Source organism: Streptomyces sp. NPDC006510, assembly GCF_040611955.1.
GTDB lineage: Bacteria > Actinomycetota > Actinomycetes > Streptomycetales > Streptomycetaceae > Streptomyces.
Map to the genome: position 1 here is coordinate 57,835 of NZ_JBEXPH010000010.1, position 20,631 is coordinate 78,465.

The 20,631-nt window shown below is 69.8% G+C and carries 20 protein-coding genes and 1 pseudogene; 13 read left to right on the forward strand and 8 right to left on the reverse strand.

The window, feature by feature from the left end:
• Positions 1-4: 4 nt before the first annotated feature.
• The 3 genes from ABZY11_RS05605 to ABZY11_RS05615 are packed head-to-tail and all read left to right on the forward strand — an operon-like array spanning position 5 to position 3,456.
• Positions 5-1,777 carry a cytochrome c biogenesis protein ResB gene (locus ABZY11_RS05605; RefSeq protein ID WP_356477873.1) on the forward strand — a complete coding sequence of 591 codons (1,773 nt, stop codon included), beginning with the start codon at positions 5-7 and terminating at the stop codon, positions 1,775-1,777.
• A complete protein-coding gene (gene ccsB, locus ABZY11_RS05610; RefSeq protein WP_356477874.1) occupies positions 1,774-2,862 on the forward strand; it encodes a c-type cytochrome biogenesis protein CcsB in 1,089 nt (362 codons plus the stop codon). Before ABZY11_RS05605 ends, ccsB begins: the two co-directional genes overlap by 4 nt.
• Positions 2,863-2,913: 51 nt before the next feature.
• Positions 2,914-3,456, forward strand: a complete 543-nt coding sequence (locus tag ABZY11_RS05615) for a hypothetical protein (RefSeq protein WP_356477875.1) — start codon at positions 2,914-2,916, stop codon at positions 3,454-3,456.
• 4 nt (positions 3,457-3,460) lie between these two features.
• Here the strand turns inward: ABZY11_RS05615 and ABZY11_RS05620 are convergent, their stop codons facing one another.
• From ABZY11_RS05620 to ABZY11_RS05635, 4 genes and pseudogenes are all read right to left on the reverse strand, one after another.
• Positions 3,461-5,023 carry a hypothetical protein gene (locus tag ABZY11_RS05620; RefSeq protein WP_356477876.1) on the reverse strand — a complete coding sequence of 521 codons (1,563 nt, stop codon included), beginning with the start codon at positions 5,021-5,023 and terminating at the stop codon, positions 3,461-3,463.
• Positions 5,016-7,130: a hypothetical protein gene (locus ABZY11_RS05625; protein WP_356477877.1), complete on the reverse strand. Its 2,115-nt coding sequence runs from the start codon at positions 7,128-7,130 to the stop codon at positions 5,016-5,018. Before ABZY11_RS05625 ends, ABZY11_RS05620 begins: the two co-directional genes overlap by 8 nt.
• A 119-nt stretch (positions 7,131-7,249) precedes the next feature.
• Positions 7,250-7,378 (reverse strand): annotated as a pseudogene (locus tag ABZY11_RS05630) (nucleoside deaminase); the annotation flags it as partial.
• A 102-nt stretch (positions 7,379-7,480) separates the two neighbouring features.
• On the reverse strand, positions 7,481-7,876 hold the full coding sequence (locus ABZY11_RS05635; RefSeq protein WP_356477878.1) for a PLD nuclease N-terminal domain-containing protein: 396 nt from the start codon (positions 7,874-7,876) through the stop codon (positions 7,481-7,483).
• Between the two features lie 167 nt (positions 7,877-8,043).
• On the opposite strand from ABZY11_RS05635, the gene ABZY11_RS05640 reads away from it, so the two are divergent.
• Positions 8,044-9,501 carry a menaquinone biosynthesis decarboxylase gene (locus ABZY11_RS05640; protein ID WP_356477879.1) on the forward strand — a complete coding sequence of 486 codons (1,458 nt, stop codon included), beginning with the start codon at positions 8,044-8,046 and terminating at the stop codon, positions 9,499-9,501.
• Positions 9,498-10,415, forward strand: coding sequence for a menaquinone biosynthesis prenyltransferase MqnP (gene mqnP / locus ABZY11_RS05645; protein WP_356477880.1), 918 nt, complete (start codon positions 9,498-9,500; stop codon positions 10,413-10,415). Before ABZY11_RS05640 ends, mqnP begins: the two co-directional genes overlap by 4 nt.
• 20 nt (positions 10,416-10,435) lie before the next feature.
• On the opposite strand, the gene ABZY11_RS05650 is transcribed toward mqnP, so the two are convergent.
• Positions 10,436-11,056, reverse strand: coding sequence for a rhomboid family intramembrane serine protease (locus tag ABZY11_RS05650; RefSeq protein ID WP_356477881.1), 621 nt, complete (start codon positions 11,054-11,056; stop codon positions 10,436-10,438).
• A gap of 120 nt (positions 11,057-11,176) precedes the next feature.
• On the opposite strand from ABZY11_RS05650, the gene ABZY11_RS05655 reads away from it, so the two are divergent.
• Positions 11,177-11,851: a UbiX family flavin prenyltransferase gene (locus ABZY11_RS05655; protein ID WP_356477882.1), complete on the forward strand. Its 675-nt coding sequence runs from the start codon at positions 11,177-11,179 to the stop codon at positions 11,849-11,851.
• Between the two features lie 8 nt (positions 11,852-11,859).
• Here the strand turns inward: ABZY11_RS05655 and ABZY11_RS05660 are convergent, their stop codons facing one another.
• The gene (locus ABZY11_RS05660; protein WP_356477883.1) at positions 11,860-11,994 is read right to left on the reverse strand and encodes a hypothetical protein; all 135 of its coding nucleotides are present in this window, start codon (positions 11,992-11,994) and stop codon (positions 11,860-11,862) included.
• A gap of 132 nt (positions 11,995-12,126) precedes the next feature.
• Here ABZY11_RS05660 and ABZY11_RS05665 point away from each other — a divergent pair, with 132 nt between their 5' ends.
• From ABZY11_RS05665 to ABZY11_RS05685, 5 genes are all read left to right on the forward strand, one after another.
• Positions 12,127-12,582: an Lrp/AsnC family transcriptional regulator gene (locus ABZY11_RS05665; RefSeq protein ID WP_351080104.1), complete on the forward strand. Its 456-nt coding sequence runs from the start codon at positions 12,127-12,129 to the stop codon at positions 12,580-12,582.
• Positions 12,583-12,678: 96 nt separating this feature from the next.
• Positions 12,679-13,842, forward strand: a complete 1,164-nt coding sequence (gene mqnE / locus ABZY11_RS05670) for an aminofutalosine synthase MqnE (protein WP_356477884.1) — start codon at positions 12,679-12,681, stop codon at positions 13,840-13,842.
• Positions 13,843-13,970: 128 nt separating this feature from the next.
• Positions 13,971-14,498: a GNAT family N-acetyltransferase gene (locus ABZY11_RS05675; protein ID WP_356477885.1), complete on the forward strand. Its 528-nt coding sequence runs from the start codon at positions 13,971-13,973 to the stop codon at positions 14,496-14,498.
• Positions 14,499-14,648: 150 nt separating this feature from the next.
• On the forward strand, positions 14,649-14,903 hold the full coding sequence (locus tag ABZY11_RS05680; RefSeq protein ID WP_356477886.1) for a DUF4229 domain-containing protein: 255 nt from the start codon (positions 14,649-14,651) through the stop codon (positions 14,901-14,903).
• A 428-nt stretch (positions 14,904-15,331) separates the two neighbouring features.
• Positions 15,332-16,678, forward strand: coding sequence for a dicarboxylate/amino acid:cation symporter (locus tag ABZY11_RS05685; protein ID WP_356477887.1), 1,347 nt, complete (start codon positions 15,332-15,334; stop codon positions 16,676-16,678).
• A gap of 79 nt (positions 16,679-16,757) precedes the next feature.
• Here ABZY11_RS05685 and ABZY11_RS05690 read toward each other — a convergent pair whose 3' ends face one another.
• Positions 16,758-17,888 (reverse strand): glycosyltransferase, encoded by a 1,131-nt coding sequence (locus ABZY11_RS05690; protein ID WP_356477888.1) that lies wholly within the window; start codon positions 17,886-17,888, stop codon positions 16,758-16,760.
• A 250-nt stretch (positions 17,889-18,138) separates the two neighbouring features.
• Here ABZY11_RS05690 and ABZY11_RS05695 point away from each other — a divergent pair, with 250 nt between their 5' ends.
• Both ABZY11_RS05695 and ABZY11_RS05700 read left to right on the forward strand, forming a co-directional pair.
• Complete coding sequence (locus ABZY11_RS05695; protein ID WP_356477889.1) at positions 18,139-18,963, forward strand: hypothetical protein; 825 nt, start codon at positions 18,139-18,141, stop codon at positions 18,961-18,963.
• Positions 18,964-19,170: 207 nt separating this feature from the next.
• Complete coding sequence (locus ABZY11_RS05700; protein WP_356477905.1) at positions 19,171-19,824, forward strand: TetR/AcrR family transcriptional regulator; 654 nt, start codon at positions 19,171-19,173, stop codon at positions 19,822-19,824.
• On the opposite strand, the gene ABZY11_RS05705 is transcribed toward ABZY11_RS05700, so the two are convergent.
• Entirely contained in the window at positions 19,754-20,629 is an 876-nt protein-coding gene (locus ABZY11_RS05705; RefSeq protein WP_356477906.1) for a MaoC/PaaZ C-terminal domain-containing protein, read from the reverse strand. The genes ABZY11_RS05700 and ABZY11_RS05705 overlap by 71 nt on opposite strands.
• Positions 20,630-20,631 lie beyond the last annotated feature (2 nt).

Here is a 20,631-nt window from a genome sequence, read left to right on the forward strand (position 1 = left end):
TTCCATGAGCAACACCAAGTCCAACCCCCCCGCCCCGGAGCGCGAGCGCCGGGACGAGCGGGCGGCCCGGGACGAGCAGGACCGGGAGAACGCCCGCGAACTGGGCGCGGCCGGCTCCCAGCTCTCCACCGCCCCGCGCGAGGAGAGCCCGGCCGGGCTGCCGGCCATGGGCGTCATCGGCTGGGTCCGCTGGTTCTGGCGGCAGCTCACCTCGATGCGGGTCGCGCTGATCCTGCTCTTCCTGCTGTCGCTCGGCGCCATCCCCGGCTCGCTGATCCCGCAGAACAGCGTGGACGAGCTGAAGGTGGAGACCTTCAAGAAGGCCCACACCACCGTCTCGCCGATCTACGAGAAGCTCCAGTTCTTCGACGTCTACAGCTCGGTGTGGTTCTCCGCGATCTACATCCTGCTGTTCGTCTCGCTCATCGGCTGCATCGTGCCGCGCACCGGCCAGTTCATCAGCCAGCTGCGCAGCCGGCCGCCGGGCGCCCCCAAGCGCCTGACCAGGCTGCCCGCGTACACCACCTGGCGCACCGGGGCCGAGCCCGAGCAGGTCCGCGAGGCCGCGCTCGCGATGATGCGCAAGCGGCGCTACCGCGCACACACCGTGGGCGACGCGGTCGCCGCGGAGAAGGGCTATCTGCGCGAGGCCGGGAACCTGGTCTTCCACGTCGCCCTGATCGTGATGCTGGTGGCGTTCGCCGTCGGGCAGCTCTACAAGTCCGAGGGCGGCAAGCTGATCGTCGAGGGCGACGGCTTCTCCAACACGCTCACCCAGTACGACGACTTCAAGTCCGGTTCGCTCTTCGACACCGACTCGCTCGCCCCGTTCAGCTTCAAGCTCGACAAGTTCATCGGCACGTACGAGCGCAGCGGCCCCCAGATCGGTACGCCCAGGACCTACGAGGCCCATGTGACGTACGAGAAGGGCGCGTACGGCAAGCCGCAGAAGACCGTCATCAAGGTCAACGAGCCCCTCGTCGTCGACGGCACCAAGGTCTATCTCAACGCGCACGGCTACGCGCCGGTCATCTCCGTCAAGGACGGCAAGGGCAAGGAGGTCTACCGGAACGCGGTGCCGCTGCTGCCCATCGACAACAACGTCACCTCGACCGGTGCGATCAAGGTCTTCGACGGCTACCGCGACAAGAACGGCAAGAAGACCCAGCTGGGCTTCCAGGCGTTCTTCGTGCCGACCTTCGCGGGCAGCGGCAAGGGCACGATGTTCTCGCAGTTCCCGGCCCCCGACATGCCCGTACTGGCCCTCAACGGCTTCCACGGCTACCTCGGACCCGACTCCGGGCTGGCGCAGAACGTGTACCAGCTGGACAAGTCCAAGATGACGGAGTTCAAGGACGCCGACGGCAAGCAGCTCAAGCAGCGCCTGCTGGTCGGCGAGACGATGAAGCTGCCCGACGGCGCGGGCTCCATCACCTTCGAAGGCATCCAGGAGTGGGCCAGCTTCCAGATCTCGGAGCAGCCGGCCAGCGGCTGGGCGCTCACCGGAGCCGTCGCCGCGATCGCCGGGCTCGCGGGCTCGCTGTTCATCCAGCGGCGCCGGGTCTGGGTGCGGGCGGTACGCGGTGCGGACGGCGTCACGGTCGTCGAAATGGCGGGTCTCGGCCGCAGCGAGTCCGCGAAGCTTCCCGAGGAGCTGGCCGATCTCGCGGTCACGCTCATCGCCTCGGCGCCCACAGCGCCCGATTCATCCCCCGAACCCGATTCCGACTCCGTCGAAGAATCCTCCGAAGAACCTGCCGAAGGGGCTGAGAAGTGAATCTCGCCGCCGCAACCAACGAGAACCTGGCGCACACCAGCAATGTGCTGATCTATTCGTCGATGGCCGTCTACACCCTGGCCTTCTTCGCGCACATCGCGGAGTGGGTGTTCGGCAGCCGCAGCAAGGTCGGCCGCACCGCCGCCGCGCTGACCGGGGCCGCGGACGCGGGCGCCGGTGACTCGGTGAAGGTGCGGGTCGCGCAGCAGGGCGGCGGCACCGTAGTACTGGACCGCCCGAAGATCGTCACGCGGTCCGCGGCCGGTTCCCGCGACGTACCGGACGGGCCCGGTGCGGCCGGCGGCACGTTCAAGGGCGATCTGTACGGGCGGATGGCGGTCTCCATGACCGTGCTCGCCTTCCTCGTACAGGCCGGTGGAGTCATCGCCCGCGCGCTGTCCGTGCAGCGTGCCCCCTGGGGCAACATGTACGAGTTCTCCATCACCTTCTCCACGGTGGCGGTCGGCGCGTACCTGACCCTCCTCGCGCTGAAGAAGAACGTCCGCTGGATGGGGCTGCTCCTGGTCACCACCGTCCTGCTGGACCTCGGTATCGCGACCACGTGGCTCTACACCGACAGTGACCAGCTGGTGCCCGCGCTGCACTCGTACTGGCTGTGGATCCACGTCTCCACCGCCATCCTGTGCGGCGCCGTCTTCTACATCGGCGCGGTCGCCACCCTGCTCTACCTCTTCCGCGACAGCTACGAGAGCAAGCTCGCGAACGGCGGGCAGCCCGGTTCGTTCGCCCGGTCCGTGCTCTCCCGGCTGCCCGCCGCCGCCTCGCTCGACAAGTTCTCGTACCGCATCAACGCCGCGGTCTTCCCGCTGTGGACGTTCACGATCATCGCGGGCGCCATCTGGGCCGGCGACGCCTGGGGCCGCTACTGGGGCTGGGACCCCAAGGAGGTCTGGTCCTTCATCACCTGGGTCGCGTACGCCTGCTACCTGCACGCCCGCGCCACCGCCGGCTGGAAGGGCCGCAAGGCCGCGTACCTGGCGCTGATCGCCTTCGGCTGCTGGCTCTTCAATTACTACGGCGTGAACATCTTCGTCACCGGCAAGCACTCCTACGCCGGCGTCTGACCCGATCGGTCCAGGGGTGCGGATTCCGTACCACCGGGCCACGCTGGAAGCATGACCGACGCGACCGCCGCCATCGAGCACGGCACCAGCGAGACCCATGGTGACCTGCACACCCTGAGGTTCACGCTACGGCTGCCCCACTCCGTTCCGCGGGTGTGGGCAGCCGTTGCCAGTTCCGGGGGGCTGCCCGGCTGGCTGGCCGCCGCCGACCTCTTCGAACCGCGGGTGGGCGGGGCGATCACGCTGCGCTGGCTCAACACCGACCAGGAGGGGCGCGCCACGGTCGCCTCCGGCACCGTCACCGCCTGGGACGTCGAGCGGGTCGCCGAATACACCCTCGAAGGTCTCCACGGCCGCATCCGTTTCCACCTGGAACCTCCGCGCGGCGACCATGTGGTGCTGCGGTTCACCAATGAGTTCAGGGGCGACGACGAGTTGCGCCTCGACTGTCTGGCGGGCTGGCACGACCATTTCCGCTACCTCGTGGACGCGCTCGACGGATACCCCGCCGACTGGTCGAAGTGGACCCCGGTCCGGTGGGCCGGGCTGCGTGAGGAGTACGTGGCGGCCGAGGCCCGGCGCCGCTCGCGGTGACGCGTCATGGCGCCGAGGACGGCGGCAGGCACTTCGGGTCCGGCGGCCTGCCCTCCGGCCAGGCGATCGTCACGAACCGCTGACTGGCACCCTCGGGCGCCAGCTCCACCACCGGAACCGCCTTGTTGTACGGGTTGCCGTGGTTGTCCAGGCAGATCCAGCCACCGGCCCCCGGCACCATCAGCGAGCCCTTCACCCGCGGCCACTGCTCGCCCACGTCCGCGAGCCGCGGCAGCCGCTCGTCCTCCGGGGTCGCCTGCCGGATGGCGTGCACAGCCAGCGTCATCGCGTCGTGCGCGATGATGACCTGGCCGTCGGTCAGGGCCTGGTGATCCGTCGGGCCGATCGGGCCCGCGGGCTTCTTCGACACCGTGGCCAGCAGGTCCAGGAAGTTGCGGTAGTCCGCCGGGGAACCGCCCGTCGTCGCCCCGCCCTTCCGCCCGGCCGTCCAGGTGTCCGGGTGCGCCAGCGAGGCGTAGCGGACGGTCACCTTCCGGCGCAGTGCGCCCCGGTCGAGCTTCTTGTCGCTGCCGAGGTACGAGCCCTCGTCGCCGGTCAGGACCGTGAACGCGCGTTGCTGGCAGCCGCGGGCCCCGAGCGCGTTGATGAACTGCCGCAGCTGGACGTGGCGCCCCGCGAAGAACACCGTCTCCGCGTCCGTGTCGCAGATCAGGTGCGTGATCTGCTGGAAGGTGTTGGCCGTGGTGCCCTCGTCGTTGGGGTCACTGCGCGAGGTGAACAGCTCCGGTTGGTACCGCGTGCCCTTCACCAGCTCGGTGAAGGCGGTCCGCAGGGTGTCCGTGTAGTGGTCCCCGGTGCGGGTGTCCTGCACCAGCAGCGTCTTGTCCGCCTCGACCTGGCCGAAGTGGGCCAGGGCGCGCGCCTCGTCCCGGTTGGTCGGCGAGACCCGCGCCAGGCCGGGGAACGGATCGCCCTTCGCGCCGTTGGCGATGTCGTCGGCGGTGATCGTGGTGCCGACGACCGCGATGTGCGCGGCGGTCAGCTCCTTGACCGCCGACTTGATCTGCGTACTGCTGGTGGCGACGCCCGAGACGGCCCGGAGGTTGTCCGGGGCCCCGGTCATCCTCTTCAGCCGGTCCACCGCCGGCCGCCACAGCAGGTTGTTCTTCCCGGTGTTGGCGAGCACCAGCCGGATCTTCGGCACCTGATCGTTGGAGAGATGGTTGGCCCGGTACTGCTCGGCGAACGCGCCCTGGAGCTCGCGCTGCATCTTCGTCTGCATCGCCCCGTCCGTCGACGTCAGCGGCAGCAGCAGCGCGACCGTCGCGTACCGGCCGGGCTTCAGGGTGGCGTTCTCCCGGGCGATGGCCGCGGCGACCTCGGTCAGTTTCGACCGCCCGAAGTCGTAGCCGTCGCCGGAGACGCCGATGCACTCCTGGCTGCCCTGCGGCCGCTCGACGCCCTTCGCGCAGGAGCGGTCCTCGGGGGCGGTCAGCCGGCCGATGCCGTACCAGCCGGACGTGATCACGAGGGCGCCGGCCAGCACCGAGGTGACGACCCTCTGCCGGGTCGTGTACCAGACGTGGTACCGCAGTGGATTACGCATCCGGGCCACCGTTCCCCTGCCGTCGCCGCTGCCCGCTTCCGGCCCCGCCCGGCTCTCCCGGTGGCATGGACAGCGGACGCCAGGCCCTGATGTCCCGCGGCCAGTGCGTCGCCGCGTCCCACAGCACGCTGTTGCCGGTCGGATGTCTGCCGGACAGTTGTCGCAGTTCGTGCGCCATCTTGTCGATCACCTCTTCGTCCGGCAGGGCCAGCGGGTCGGACAGCAGCCAGATGCCGTGCAGCAGCCGGCGCAGCTGCACATGAAGTTCCGCGGCCGCCGGTTCGAGTCCCCTCGGCACCGCGTTGTCGGCCCGGCCGAGCGCGACCGCGCGGCGCGGATCGGAACCGACGGATCCGCGGGTGCGCGGGTACGGAGCCGAGGCGATGAAGCGCAGCGATTCGAGCCACGCCGACACGTCCGGTTCGTCGAACCGCAGCCGCAGATGCCCCACACACGGCTCCGCGTCGCCCAGCACCAGCTTCTGGTGCAGCAGATGCGGGACGCTCGGGTGGCGACCGCCGGGGCCGTACGCCCCGCGCAGCGAGACATGCACCGCCTGCCACACCGCGTAGGACGGATGGTCGCCGTCCTGGAACCGCAGGCGGTGCAGCAGCAACGCCCGCAGCAGGGGATCGGCGACGAAGTGACCGGGCCCGACCGGCCAGTCGTCCGCCCGCAGCGCGTCGCGCATCCGCAGCGCCACATCGCCGTCCGGCGCCCCCCTGCCCAGCCGGCTCTCCGCCAGCAGCCGCGCCGAGTCCTCCCCGTGCGCGGCGGCCAGCACACCGAGGAAGTCCAGCCGCTGCGCGGGTCCCGGCAGCAGCCGCGCCAGCAGCTCGTCGGCGACCTGGGCCGGTGCCCGGTCCTCGCGCAGCTCCACCGTGCAGTCCAGCAGCGATCCAGGCACCAGCGACGCGGGCTCCGGCGCCTCGCCCGCCGCCAGCGCCAGCAGCTCCACCGCCAGCGGACGCCCGCCCGTCAGGCGGTGCACACCACGGGCCAGCCCGGCCGGGATGCGGCCCGCCCGGTCGTGCCGGTCGAAGGCCGAGCGCACCTGCTCCGGGTTGAGCGGGGTCAGCTCCACGGCCAGGATCCCGGACGTCACCCCCGTACCCCTGGACCAGTGCGAGCGGTGCGCCACCTCCGGCAGCCGGCGGCGCACCGCATGGCTCAGCCCCTCGTGGTCCCGGACCCGCGAGGAGGCGAACACCGCGATCCGGTCGCGCACCCCGGCGGCCCGCTGCCGCAGCAGCGGCTCCACCAGCTGCCGGCCCAGCGGCGTGTGCGCGTTGTCGACCAGCAGCACCGGACGGCCCCGGCGGGCGCCCCAGGCCAGGCCACCGTAGGCCGCGACCAGGTCCGCGGCCAGCGCGAGCACCAGATGGTCCTCGGCCCGGCGGCGCAGATCGCCGCCGCGCTCGAAGTCGACCGCCAGCTGCCGCAGCCCGATCCTGCCGTTGCCGCCCGCGTGCGGGTAGCTCCCGTACCAGTCCGCCGAACGCCGCTGGAAGCGGCTGAACGATTCCTCCAGGACCGTCTCGACCGTGGCCTCCGCGATCATCCCGGCCATCGGGGCCACCGAGTCGAAGGCACTGGCGGCCAGCTTCGTCAGCACCTTGGTGACCCAGCCGGTCGCCGCGTCCCCGCGGCCGTCCACGGTCGCCAGCAGCGGGCCGAGCGACTGGAGGTCCCGCCGTGCCCGGGTCTCGTCCTCACGGGTCCAGGAGATGGAGGCGACCGCCACCAGCCCGAGGCTCAGCCGGGGGAACGGCACCGCCCGCGCGGCATGCACCTTCGCGGTCAGCTGGGTGGCGAGCCCCGGCAGCGCCCCGGTGACCGGGGTCCAGCCGGGCCCGGCGTCCTCGGGCGCCACGACGGCCTCGCAGTCGACCAGGGCGACCGGGGTGATCTCCCGGTACAGATGGCGCAGTTGCTTGAGCACGGCCGTCTTGCCCATGCCGCGGCCGCCGGTCAGCACGGCGACCGGGAGATCGTCGCGGTGTTCGTAGTCGACCCGGGCCGAGCCGTACGGAGTGAGGCCGGTCAGGCGCGCCGCAAGTCCGTCGTTGCCGAAAATCGCCTCGCGCCCGTACAGCTCTCTCTCCACAGCACCCCCAGCGTCGACGCTCCATCCGATCTGTCACACCGTCAACACCAGGATATCGCCCGGGTGTTGGGGAGAGGAGGGAAATTTCGAACGACCGGTGGGCGGTGCGGGGCGGCGGATCAGCCGACGCCGATGTCCTCGTTCCAGAGGTCGGGGTGGTCGCGGACGAACTCCCGCGTCAGCGCGACGCATTCGGCGTCGTCGAGCAGCACGACCTCCACCCCGTGCCGGGCCGGCCAGTCGTGCCCGGCGAGACCGGTGCGGGCCTCGGGCCTGTCCGGCGGATCACGCCGGGCAGGCCCCGGCGAGGGCGGTGGCGAGCACGGCCACGTCGTTCATGGGGCCGGGAGCTATTCGCCGGAGGGGCTGGGGCTCTCCCCGTTCTCGCGGCGCTTCAGCTCCTCCTCGCGGCGGCGCAGGTCGGCCTCCCAGTCCTTGAGGAGCGACTCGTCCTTCTTGTTCTCTTCCTTCAGCGCCTTCAGGAAGTCCGGATTGTCGTCCGGCGCCACCCATTCCGAGCGGTGGTTGCGGTGCCATTCGGACGGCGTACGGCCGCCGGCGGGCGCGTGGCGCATCTTGCCCGCGGCCAGCCAGACGATCGGTCCGACGATCCAGAACAGCAGGATGATGAAGACCCAGGCGATCTTCGGCAGGTGCTTGGCCTCGTCCTCGGGGGTGTTCAGGCAGTCGATGAACGCGTAGATCGTCAGCGCCAGAGGCAGGAGATAGATCAGGGCCCGGAACATGTTGGAAAGGTCCCCCTGCGGAGAGTTGGCGGGGCTTGTCCCGCCCCGGTGACGGGCCCAGAGTAACCGGTGTCCGTGACATATCACGGCGAGCGGGGGGAACTGGCGGTGAGCGGGGTGGGGGAGCCCCGGCGGCCGTGGCGGGCGGGGATGACAAACTGGACGGCATGGCTTACGACGATCTTCGTTCCCTCCTCCGGGCCCTGGAGCGCGAGGGCGAGCTCAAGCGCATCAAGGCCGAGGTCGACCCCTACCTGGAGGTCGGCGAGATCGTCGACCGGGTGAACAAGGCGGGCGGCCCCGCGCTGCTCTTCGAGAACGTCAAGGGGTCCTCGATGCCCCTGGCCATGAATGTCTTCGGGACCGACAAGCGGCTGCTCAAGGCGCTCGGACTGAAGTCGTACGCCGACATCAGCGACAAGATCGGCGGGCTCCTCAAGCCGGAGCTGCCGCACGGCTTCGTCGGGGTGCGGGAGGCCTTCGGCAAGCTCGGCTCGATGGTGCACGTGCCGCCGAAGAAGGTGAAGCAGGAGAGCGCCCCGGTGCAGGAGGTCGTGCTCACCGGCGACGACGTGGACCTGGACCGGCTGCCCGCGCTCTTCACCTGGCCCGAGGACGGCGGATCGTTCTTCAACCTGGGGCTCACGCACACCAAGCACCCGGAGACCGGCGTACGGAACCTGGGGCTGTACCGGCTCCAGCGGCACGACCGCCGCACCATCGGGATGCACTGGCAGATCCACAAGGACAGCCGCAACCACTACCAGGTCGCCGCCAAGCGCGGCGAGCGGCTGCCGGTCGCCATCGCGTTCGGAGCGCCGCCCGCGGTGACGTACGCCTCCACCGCGCCGCTGCCGGGGGACATCGACGAGTACCTCTTCGCCGGGTTCATCCAGGGCAAGCGGATCGAGATGGTCGACTGCAAGACCGTGCCGCTCCAGGTCCCGGCGCAGGCCGAGGTCGTCATCGAGGGGTGGCTGGAGCCCGGGGAGATGCTTCCCGAGGGGCCGTTCGGCGACCACACCGGCTTCTACACGCCGCAGGAACCGTTCCCCGCGCTGACCATCGACTGCGTGACCATGCGGAAGCGTCCGCTGCTCCAGTCGATCGTGGTGGGCCGGCCGCCGACCGAGGACGGGCCGCTGGGTCGGGCCACCGAGCGGTTCTTCCTGCCGCTCCTCAAGATCATCGTGCCGGACATCGTGGACTACCACCTGCCGGAGGCGGGCGGCTTCCACAACTGCGCGATCGTCTCGATCGACAAGAAGTACCCGAAGCACGCCCAGAAGGTGATGAGCGCCATCTGGGGTGCGCACATGATGTCGCTGACCAAGCTGATCGTGGTCGTGGACTCCGACTGCGACGTCCACGATCTGCACGAGGTGGCCTGGCGGGCGCTCGGCAACACGGACTACGCGCGGGACCTGACCGTCACCGAGGGGCCCGTCGACCATCTCGACCATGCCTCCTACCAGCAGTTCTGGGGCGGCAAGGCGGGCATCGACGCGACGAGGAAGTGGCCCGAGGAGGGCTATACCCGGGACGGGGGCTGGCCGGACATGGTCGAGTCCGACCCGGAAACGGCGGCGAAGGTCGACCGCCGGTGGAAGGAATACGGACTGTGAGCGCCGCCGAAGCAGCACTGGGCTCAGGGCCCGTACAACCGAACAGCAGGGTCAGGGCGTTCCTGCGGCTCGTGATGATCGAGCACTCGGTCTTCGCGCTGCCCTTCGCGTACATCGCCGCCCTGACCGCGATGTTCCGGGCCGACGGGTCCGTCCACTGGGTCACGCTGCTGCTGGTCACCGTCGCCATGGTGGGGCTGCGCACGTTCGCGATGGCCTGCAACCGGATCATCGACCGGGAGATCGACGCCCGCAACCCGCGCACCGCAGGCCGGGAGCTGGTCACCGGGGCGGTCTCGGTGAAGTCGGCGTGGACGGGGGCGCTCGTCGCCGTCGTCCTCTTCCTCGGCGCGGCCGCGCTGCTGAACCCGCTCTGTCTGGCGCTCGCGCCGATCGCCGTCGTGCCGATGGTGGTCTATCCGTACGGGAAGCGGTTCACCCACTACCCGCACGCCATCCTCGGTATCGCGCAGGCCATAGGGCCGATCGGGGCCTGGCTGGCGGTGACCGGCAGCTGGTCGTGGGACGCGGTGATCCTCGGCTTCGCGGTCGGGATCTGGATCGGCGGCTTCGACCTGATCTTCGGCTGCCAGGACGTCCAGGCGGACCGGGCGCACGGGGTGCGCTCGGTGCCGGCCCGGTTCGGCATCCCGGCCGCGCTGTGGGGCGCGCGGGTCTGCCATGTGGTGACGACCGGGCTGCTGGTCTGGTTCGGGCTGGCCACGGAGGCCGGGGCGTTCTACTGGATCGGCATGGCGATCGTCGCCGTCGCGTTCGTGTACGAGCACCGGGTGGTGCGGCCGCACGATCTGTCCCGGCTGAACCGGGCGTTCTTCTCGGTCAACGGGTTCATCGGGATAGCGCTCTTCGTCTGTGCGCTGCTGGATCTGCTGGTGCGGGGCCTGACGGCCTGAGCCGGGCCGGAGGCCGCCGGCTACGGCAGCAGCGGGACGGGCCCGGCCGCGCTCCGGCGGCGGAAGACGAACGCCGCCGCCACGCCCGCCGCCAGTCCGAACAGATGGCCCTGCCAGCTGACCGAGGTGTTGGCGGGGGAGATCCCCACCAGGATCGACGAGCCCCATATCGCGCCGATCAGCAGGCCGGCGCCGATGTCGAGCACTCTGCGGTCGACGAAACCCCGGACGAGCAGATAGCCGAAGAGGCCGAAGACCAGTCCGGACGCGCCCGCCGTGTTGGAACCGCCCGGGGAGACCAGCCAGACGCCGAGCCCGTCGACCACGATGATCATCGCGGCCACGGCGGCGAATCTGCGGACGCCGCTCAGCGCGGCGAGGAAGCCGAAGACCAGCAGCGGCACGCTGTTGGAGGCGACATGGCCGAAGCCGAAGTGGATGAAGGACGCGGGCACGACGTCCAGCAGCTCGCCGGCCCGGCGGGGCTCGATCCCGAAGGTGTCCAGCGAGTGGCCGGTCGAGGCGTCGACGACTTCGAGCAGCCAGAGGAAGGCCACCCAGCCCAGCATCAGCTTGGCCGCGGTCTTCGCGCGCCCGCCCGCACTCCACGCCGGTGCGGATCGATCCGACGTCGCGGCCATCGTGCCCCCTTGCCGTCCCCTGTCGCCCCTGTTCCCACCCCTGGAAACGCCTGAGGCACCTTACTCAGTTCCGGTTTCGTACCGCCGGATAGGCTCAGGTGTGTGGATTCCGGGACTTCAGTGAGTCAGCACCAGCGGCAGCCTTGGATTGTCGGGGTTTCCGGTGCTTCGGGCACCCCATTCGCCGCCGCCGTGCTGCGCGGTCTGCTGGCCGCGGGTGAGAGCGTCGACCTGGTGGTGAGCCGGGCCTCACGGCTGACGCTGCTGGACGAGACCGGGATCGCGTTCCGCGACGGGCACTGGCAGGAGGATCTGCGCAGCTGGCTGGCGCGCGGGGCGGACAGGAAGCCGCACACCTTCGACGTGGACATCGAGGGCGTACGGCACTGGGCGGCCGGTGATCTCGGAGCGGGACCGTCCTCGGGGTCGTACCCGGCGAAGGGGATGCTGATCGTCCCGGCCTCGACGGCCTGCGTGGCGGGGGTGGCGCTCGGGCTCTCGAAGGACCTGCTCCAGCGGGCCGCGAGCGTGACGCTCAAGGAGCGGCGGAAGCTGGTCGTCGCCGTGCGGGAGACTCCGCTGAACGGGCAGACGCTGAAGCATCTGGTGAGCCTGGACGAGGCGGGCGCCGTGGTGCTGCCCGCCTCTCCGGCCTTCTACGCGGGGGCGACGCACATCCAGGATCTGGTGGACTTCGTCGCCGGGCGGGTACTGGACGCGGCGGGGGTGCCGCACGACCTGTACCGCCGGTGGGAGGGAGAGCTCGGTGGCGGCTCCCGCGACTCCCGTGGCTGAGCCTGTGGTCAGCGCTTCTTCATGGTGCGCGGCTTACGGGTCCGGTCGACCCGGTGCGCGGCGGCGGGCTGGTGGGCACGCGAGCGGTTGGCCAGGTCCTGCAGCTCGCGCATTCGGGCGTAGGCCATCTCGATCGTGTACACGGTGTTCTCACTCCTGAAGATTCGAAAGCGTTTTTTGGATGTTCGAGAAGATTTGCAGGCGATGAAGCCTGCATGCCTTAGATTCTACACGTAGACTCGCGATACTGCTGAACAATGGAAGGTTTCAGTCATATGGACGCGGTGGACAGGCAGCTCATCCAGGCCCTCAGGGAGAACGGCAGGGCCTCGTACGCCGAGCTGGGACGGCTCGTCGGGCTCTCCGGGCCAAGCGTCACCGACCGCATCAACCGGCTGGAAACCGCCGGTGTCATCACCGGCTACCGCGCCACCGTCGACGCCGCGTCCCTGGGGCTCGGGGTCACGGCCCTGATCGGCATCTCGCTCTCCGACGCGGCCGATCACGAGGACGTGGCGCGCCGGCTGAAGGACCTCGCGGAGATCGAGGACGCCTGGTTCATCGCGGGCGACGACTCGTACATGCTCAAGGTGCGCGTCGGTGACGTGGACGGCCTGGAGAAGACCATCCGCCGACTCAGCGGTACGAGGGGCGTCTCGCGCACCCGTACCACGATCGTGCTCTCCACCAAGTGGGAGAACCGGGTCGGGGAACTCCCCGAGGAGGCGTAGGCGTAACGTGGTGGAGCCCCCGGGGGACCGGGGGTTTCGCCCGGTATCACCTGTCACCGGGAAACGCACAGTATTCGACAACTGGGAGGCAGCCGCATGGATGTCGGGCTCAAGCGCGAGCTGGAGGAGAAGGTCCGCGCAGGGGAGCGGCTGACCCGTGAGGACGGCATCGCCCTCTACGAGTCGGACGACCTGGCCTGGCTCGGCGGCCTCGCCCACGAGGTGCGGACGCGGCTGAACGGCGACGTCGTGCACTTCAACGTCAACCGTCACCTCAACATGACCAATGTGTGCACCGCGTCGTGCGCCTACTGCTCGTTCCAGCGCAAGCCGGGCGAGAAGGACGCGTACACCATGCGCATCGAGGAGGCCGTCCGCCTCGCGAAGGCGATGGAGGGCGAGAACCTCACCGAGCTGCACATCGTCAACGGGCTGCACCCCACCCTGCCGTGGCGTTACTACCCGCGCTCGCTGAGCGCGCTGAAGGAAGCCCTGCCGCAGGTCTCCCTCAAGGCGTTCACCGCCACCGAGATCCACCACTTCGAGACCATCTCCGGGCTCTCGGCCTCCGAGATCCTGGACGAGCTGATCGAGGCCGGTCTGGAGTCGCTGACCGGCGGCGGCGCGGAGATCTTCGACTGGGAGGTCCGGCAGCACATCGTGGACCACGACACCCACTGGGAGGACTGGTCGCGGATCCACCGCCTGGCGCACGAGAAGGGGCTCAAGACCCCGGCGACCATGCTGTACGGGCACATCGAGGAGCCCCGGCACCGCGTCGACCACGTGCTGCGGCTGCGTGAGCTCCAGGACGAGACCGGCGGCTTCCAGGTCTTCATCCCGCTGCGCTACCAGCACGACTTCGTGGACATGAAGGACGGCAAGGTCCGCAACAAGCTCCAGGCGCGCACGACGATGGCGACCGGCGCCGAGGCGCTGAAGACCTTCGCGGTCTCGCGGCTGCTCTTCGACAACGTCCCGCACGTCAAGGTCTTCTGGGTGATGCACGGTGTGCAGACCGCCCAACTCGCGCTCCAGCACGGTGCGGACGACATGGACGGCTCGGTCGTCGAGTACAAGATCACGCACGACGCGGACAACTACGGCACGCCGAACAAGCTCGGCCGCGAGGATCTGCTGGACCTGATCCGGGACGCGGGCTTCCGGCCCGTGGAGCGCAACACCCGGTACGAGATCATCCGCGAGTACCCGGGCCCGGACGCCGGGCGGCGCGAGTCGCCGCAGCCGATGCGCGTCTGACCCGCGAGCCCTCAGGAGTCCAGGAGTCCAGCAGTTCAGGAGTACGGGAGCCCCGGCCGCCGGCCGGGGCTTTCTCGCGTGCTGGACAGGGTTTGAGGCAGCGGATCGGTAATGGTTAATCTCCGCTTATGGCACTTACGTTTGAGTTGGACCCCAAGTTCGACCGCACGCTGCGGGACGGCATCGCCGAGCTGTGGACCGATGTCTCCAACGCGGGCGGCGCGGTCGGCTTCGTGCCGCCGGTCACGGCCGACGACGTCCGGCCGGAGCTGGTCAAGCATCTGGTCGCCATGGCCGAGGGGCACACCCGCCTGCTGATCGGCCGCGACGAGGACGGCGCAGTCGCCGCCACGGTCTTCCTCTCCCTCAACACCCACCGGCTGATGACCCACTGGCTCTGGCTCTACACGGTGATGGTCCACCCGCGCCACCAGGGCAAGGGCTACGGGCGCGATCTGATGGACGCCGCGGCGCGGGCGGCCCGCGGGATCGACGGGATCGAAGCCGTCAGGCTCACCTGCCGCGGCGGCACCGGAGTCGACCGGTTCTACGCCTCGTGCGGATACAAGGAGGTCGGGCGGGTGCCCGACGCGATCCGGGTGGCCGACGGGGACGACCGCGACGACATCATCATGCTGCTGCCGCTCGGCCGCTGACGGCCCGCGCCCCCTTTGGCGGAGCCCTCCGAACTGATCGATTCCGGGGCATGCTTCACTGGTCGGGCAGGATCGAAGGACTGTCATACGTTGAGAGAGAGGCCAACTGTGTCCGCTGCCAAGCCGAGCGCGACGATTCGGTACACCGCGATGCGCCTCAGTCTCTTCGTCGGCTGCTTCGCCGTCGCGGCCGTGGCCGTCCACTTCGGTCTGCTGCCCTCCGGGGCCGGCGGCTCCAATATCGTCTGGGTGATTCTGCTCGCCCTGGTCCTGTCCGCGCCGCTCAGCTATGTGCTGCTGCGCAAGCAGCGCGACGAGATGTCCGAGCAGATCGTGTCCACGGTCGACCGCGCCAAGGAGCGCCTTGAGGCGAACCGGACCCGCGAGGACCACGTCACCCCGTGACGACCGTGGCGACGGCGTGAGGGCCGCGTAAGGACTACGTAAGCTTCCTCACATCCGTACGTTTCCGTTCGAAACCCCAGCGCCGGAGCGTCCGCTCCTGCACTGGGGTTTTGTCGTTCCCGCGGGGTGCCGGGGCGCGATGACGGCCGTGGCGTCGGCCCGGTGGGGTCAAAGAAGAGCTTTGAGCTTCTCAAAGTTCAAGTGTTAACGTGTTCGACATGAAGACAGCAGTGCGCCATCGATTCGCCGCGAGCGTCCCGCTCGTGGAGCGCCTGCATGTCGATCTCTGCCGCTGTATGTCCGCGGTCTGTTGCCGCAACGTCTGAACCGGCACCATGCAGCGGCGCCGCCCCTGACGCGGGCGCCGCACCCCCGTCCCCCGCACAGCGTCCCCGTGCGCCCCGATGCGTCACATCTGGAGTGTGTCCGTGTCCGCGAACCCCGCGTCCACCGCTGCCGGCAGCCCGTCCGGCTCCGGTTTCCGTATACCCAAGGTCCCGTTCTGGGCCCAGATAGTCGCCGGTCTCGTCCTTGGTGTCGTACTCGGCTGGCTCACGCGTACGTACGACATCGGCTGGCTCTACACCACGCTCGACAAGGTCGGCCACATCTTCGTCCAGTTGCTGAAGCTGGCCGTCGCGCCCCTCGTCTTCTTCGCGATCCTGGTGTCGATCACCAACCTGCGCAAGGTCAACAACGCCGCCCGGCTGGCCACCCGCACCCTGCTCTGGTTCATGATCACCTCACTGATCGCGGTCGCCATCGGCCTCGCGATCGGCCTGGTCACCAACCCGGGCTCCGGAACGGGCCTCACGCCGAAGGACGGCAAGCTGCCGGAGCACGCGGGCTCCTGGCTCGACTTCCTCACCGGCATCATCCCGGACAACGTGATCACGCCGTTCACCGAGCTGAACGTGCTCCAGATCGTCTTCATGGCCGCCGTCGCCGGTATCGCCGCGCTCCAGCTCGGTGAGAAGGCCCAGCCGATCCTCACCCTCAGCGAGTCCGTCCTGGAGCTCCTCCAGAAGGCCCTGTGGTGGGTCATCCGGCTCGCCCCCATCGGCACCGTCGGCCTCATCGGCTACGCGATCGCCGACTACGGCTGGGACCTGATCGGCAAGTACGCGACGTTCACCGCCGACGTCTACATCGGCTGCGCCCTGGTGCTGTTCGGGGTGTACCCGCTGCTGCTCGCCACCGTCGCCAAGCTCAGCCCGGTGCAGTTCTTCAAGGGCGCCTGGCCGGCGATCCAGCTGGCCTTCGTCTCCCGCTCCTCGGTCGGCACCATGCCGGTCACCCAGAAGGTCACCGAGCGCCTCGGCGTCCCGAAGGAGTACGCCTCCTTCTCCGTCCCGTTCGGTGCCACCACCAAGATGGACGGCTGCGCCGCGATCTACCCGGCGCTGGCGGCGATCTTCATCGCGCAGATCTTCGACGTACAGCTCGGTGTCGGTGACTACATCCTGATCGCGTTCGTCTCGGTGATCGGTTCGGCGGCCACCGCCGGTCTCACCGGTGCGACGGTCATGCTGACCCTCACGCTGTCGACGCTGGGCCTCCCGCTGGAGGGCGTCGGTCTGCTCATGGCCATCGACCCGATCCTGGACATGATGCGCACGGCCACCAACGTGGCGGGCCAGGCGCTGGTCCCGGTGATCGTCTCGGCCCGCGAGAAGATCCTCGACCACGACGCGTACAACTCGGCCTCGTCCTCCCCGGTCGACGGCGACGAGGTGCGCGACACCGAGCCGGAGCGGGTGCCGGTCGCCGCGTAACCGCGCACGCACGACATACGGGAGCGCCCCCGGTCCGCCTTCTTTCGGCAGGGCCGGGGGCGCTCCTGTGCCGTACCGGTCAACGGCCCGCCGCAGTGGACGCGAGCGCCGGGGCGGCCGAGGCGGAGGCCGATGACGTATCGCGTGCGGTCAGTCGCTGCACGGCGAACTCCCGGTTGGCGAGGGTCTGCCGGCGGTGTGCGTCGGGCAGGTCCGGCATCGCCAGCAGACGGTCGCAGGCGCGGAGCGATCCCTCGTCGTCCCCGACCCAGTAGGCGGCGATCGAGAACTCGAAGAGCAGTCCCCAGCGGTACACCCACGGCTGCATGAACAGCAGGTCGTCCGGCTGTTCCCGGTCGAGAACCGGGCGGAGGAAGGCGTGTGCGGTGTGGTGGCGGCCCAGGACGCGCAGCCGCGAGGCGAGTTCGTAGCAGGCTTCGAGCCGCTGCGGGCGGAACTCCCAGGCGCGGGAGAGGGTGTCCATCGCGGCCGGCCAGTCGTCGGCCTCGGCCCTGAGGATGCCGGCCTGGAGGAGCGAGTAGTAGACCTCCTCGTTCCAGCCGCCCATCCGCGCGCGTCGCTCGTAGAGGTCGGTCGCCCGCTTCGTGCGGCCCAGGTCGCGCATGGTCTGGGCGAGGTAGAAGACCGTACGGGCGTTGGAGGGGTCGCGTTTCAGCTCGGCGCCGAGCAGCCGGGCGTCGCGCTCGAACTTGTCGTGCCGTGAACCGCCGTCGTGGAAGTCGTGGATGACGAGCGCGTCGAGGTTCTCCTGGCCGTGGTGCCGGTCGGCGGTGAGGTACTCGTGGGTGACGCCCTCGTACCGCCAGGCCATGTCACCGCGGACGAGGCGCTTGATCCGGTACTCGGGGTCGCCCAGGTGCCGCAGCATGTAGGAGTCGGCGGTCAGCCGGGGCAGCGGGCCGTTCCTGTCGATCACCAGGTCGGCGTCGAGGAGCAGCAGATAGTCGGCCCTGCCGCGGGCGTGCTTGATGTTCAGCGTCCGGTTGTGGCCGAAGTTCACCCAGGGTTCCTCGTGGAGCTCGCCGGGGAGGCCGTCGAGTGCGCCCCGGATCAGTTGCTGGGTTCCGTCGGTCGAGCCGGTGTCGGAGATCACCCAGGTGTCGATCAGGCCGCGGACGGAGGCGAGGCAGCGTTCGATGACCGCGGCCTCGTTCTTGACGATCATGCACAGGCAAATAGACGGTTTCATGGCAACACCAATTCCCGGCGGACAGGTGCGCGTGACCTTACGTACGGGGCCGGGCGGTGCGACCGCGGCACGCCGGAACAGCCCGGATGCACCGCGGCGCGGGCACCCGACCGGACGTGGCCGATAGGCCAATGAGTTAAACAGAGCCGCTCGGCTGTAAAGGGGCTCCTGCTGCGATCCGATGAACCGACCGAAGCGTGAACACGCTTCGTTGTGGCTTCACTTGATTCAGCTCTGGAAGGAGCAGTGAATGAGTCCTGAGAACAGGACCCGGTCCTCTCTCGGCCCGATTCCCCGGCGGCGTGCTTGGCTGACCGGCACCACGATGGCCTCGATCGCCCTCATCGTCACGGGGTTCGCGAGCCCCGCGGTCGCCGCGACGCAGCAGTCGAGTCCGGTTGCCGGCAGCAGCGTCGCCATTCCGTCGGGCGGTGACAATTGCCGGGTCGAGAAGCCCAAGAAGACCAAGAAGCCGAAGAAGCACCGGTCGGTCACGAGCGCGGAGCAGGCGTCGGTTGCGCTCGGTGGCGGCGACAAGTGCAAGGTGGGCCCCACCGGGCCGACGGGCCCCACTGGGCCCAGGGGCCCGAAGGGTGACACGGGTGACACGGGTCCCACCGGTCCGAAGGGTGACACGGGTGACACCGGTCCCACTGGTCCCACCGGTCCCGGTGGATCCACTGGTTCTACCGGCCCCACTGGTCCCACTGGTCCCACTGGACCCACTGGTCCCACCGGGCCTACTGGTCCCACCGGTCCGTGTGCCGACATCGATTCCCTCGACCCGAACAACGCGGAGGAGTTCAGCGCCGTACTCAGCGGCGGCAACGCGTTCGTCGGACGTCGGGTCACCAACCCCGTGCCCCCGCAGGGGAACTACTCGTGGGTGAATCTCTCGAACAACGACAACTACCCCACCAATGCCTGTTCCATCTCCATCGTGGACCACGGGAACGACTCCTATGTGAAGGTGCTGACCACCACCGGTCAGGTCTGGGAGACGCACGGGGTCACCAACGACAACAACTTCATCTGGATCGAGCCCTGGACATTGGTGGTGTTGCAGCCGAGCTGACCGAACCAGGAAAGTAACCGCGTGTGCTGTGCCCGCCGGGTTCCGGCGGGCACAGTGCGCATTCGGCCCCGTCCGCGAACCGGCCGTCCGGAACCGGGCGGCCACTGCTCCGTACGACGCCGAGGAGACCCGCGCCGTACCCTTGCCGGGGGAGTGGCACACCGGGGGCGGGAGGAAGTCGACGTGGGTGCTGTGAAGAGCAAACGGATGCCGCGGGCCGTGCGCGAGCAGCAGATGATGGACGCCGCCGTGCAGACCTTCGGGCAGCGCGGATACCGGGCCGCCTCGATGGACGAGATCGCCGAGCTGGCGGGGGTCTCCAAGCCGCTCGTCTACCTGTATCTCAACTCCAAGGAAGAACTCTTCACCGCGTGTATCCGGCGCGAGGCGAAAGCACTGGTCGAAGCGGTGCGGGCGGGGGCGGAGCCGGGTCTGCCGGCCGATCGGCAACTGTGGTCCGGGCTGCGGGCGTTCTTCACGCACACGGCGGAGCATCCGGACGGCTGGGCGGTGCTGCACCGCCAGGCGCGTACGCACGGTGAGCCCTTCGCCAACGAGGTCACGGCGATGCGGGACGAGATCGTTGCTTTCGTGACGGATCTGATCGGGGCCGCGGCGCGCCAGGCGCACCACGATCCGGCGCTGCCCGACCGCGATGTGGCGGGGCTCGCGCAGGCGCTCGTGGGGGCCGCGGAGTCGCTTGCCGGGTGGGCGAACGAGACCCCGGGCGTCTCGGCGAAGGAGGCCGCGGCCACCCTGATGAACTTCTCCTGGGCGGGTCTGGAGAACCTCATGAACGGCCGTCCCTGGCAGCCGCCGCACCCGGCCGCGGGCCGGGCGCGCCGAGGGTCCGCCCGGTGAGGTGGACGCGGTCGGCGCCGCGCAGCTCGAAGCCGGTGGCGTCCGCCGCGTAGGTGACGGTGCCGGGCAGCAGGACGGGGGCCCTGAAGTCGGCCCGTACCCCATGGACTTCATCGGGCCGCGGCGCCTCGGCCAGGCAGCGGGCAACGGTCCACATGCCGTGGGCGATGGCCCGGGGGAAGCCGAAGAGCCGGGCGGTGAGCGGATACAGGTGGATGGGGTTCCGGTCGCCCGACGCGGCGCCGTAACGCCGCCCCAGATCGCCGGGCAGCCGCCACTCGGCGACGGCGGGAAGCTCCGCGGCCGGGGCGCCTTCCGCCGGCCCGGACGGGCGCTCCGCCGTCGGTGTGCGCGTCGCGTGCCGGGAGAGATAGCCACTGCGGGACTCCCAGACGAGCTCGCCCGCCAGCCGCGCCTCGGTGACCACGGTGACCTCGGTGCCGCGCCGGTGCGGTGTCAACTCCTCTGCGTACACGGTGAGTTCGAGCCGGTCCGTGGGGTGCGGCACCCGGTGCCGGGTGATCTCGATCCAGGTGTGGACGAGCCCGACGACCGGCAGCGGGAAGCTTCGCGCGGTCATCAGCCGCATGGCGAGCGGAAAGCCCAGCACATGCGGGTAGGTGAGCGGCAGGGTGTCCGACCCGGCGAAGCCGCATATCCGGCGGTACGAGGCGAGCGGGCCGGCCGCGATCGGTGCGGCCGGGAGCACGGCCCGCTCGGCGGGCAGGGCGGCGCCGGGGCGGCCGGCCCTCTTGAACGGGGACGTGATGGCTCCCCGTACGAGTGCGGCGTTCAGGCTCGGCACGG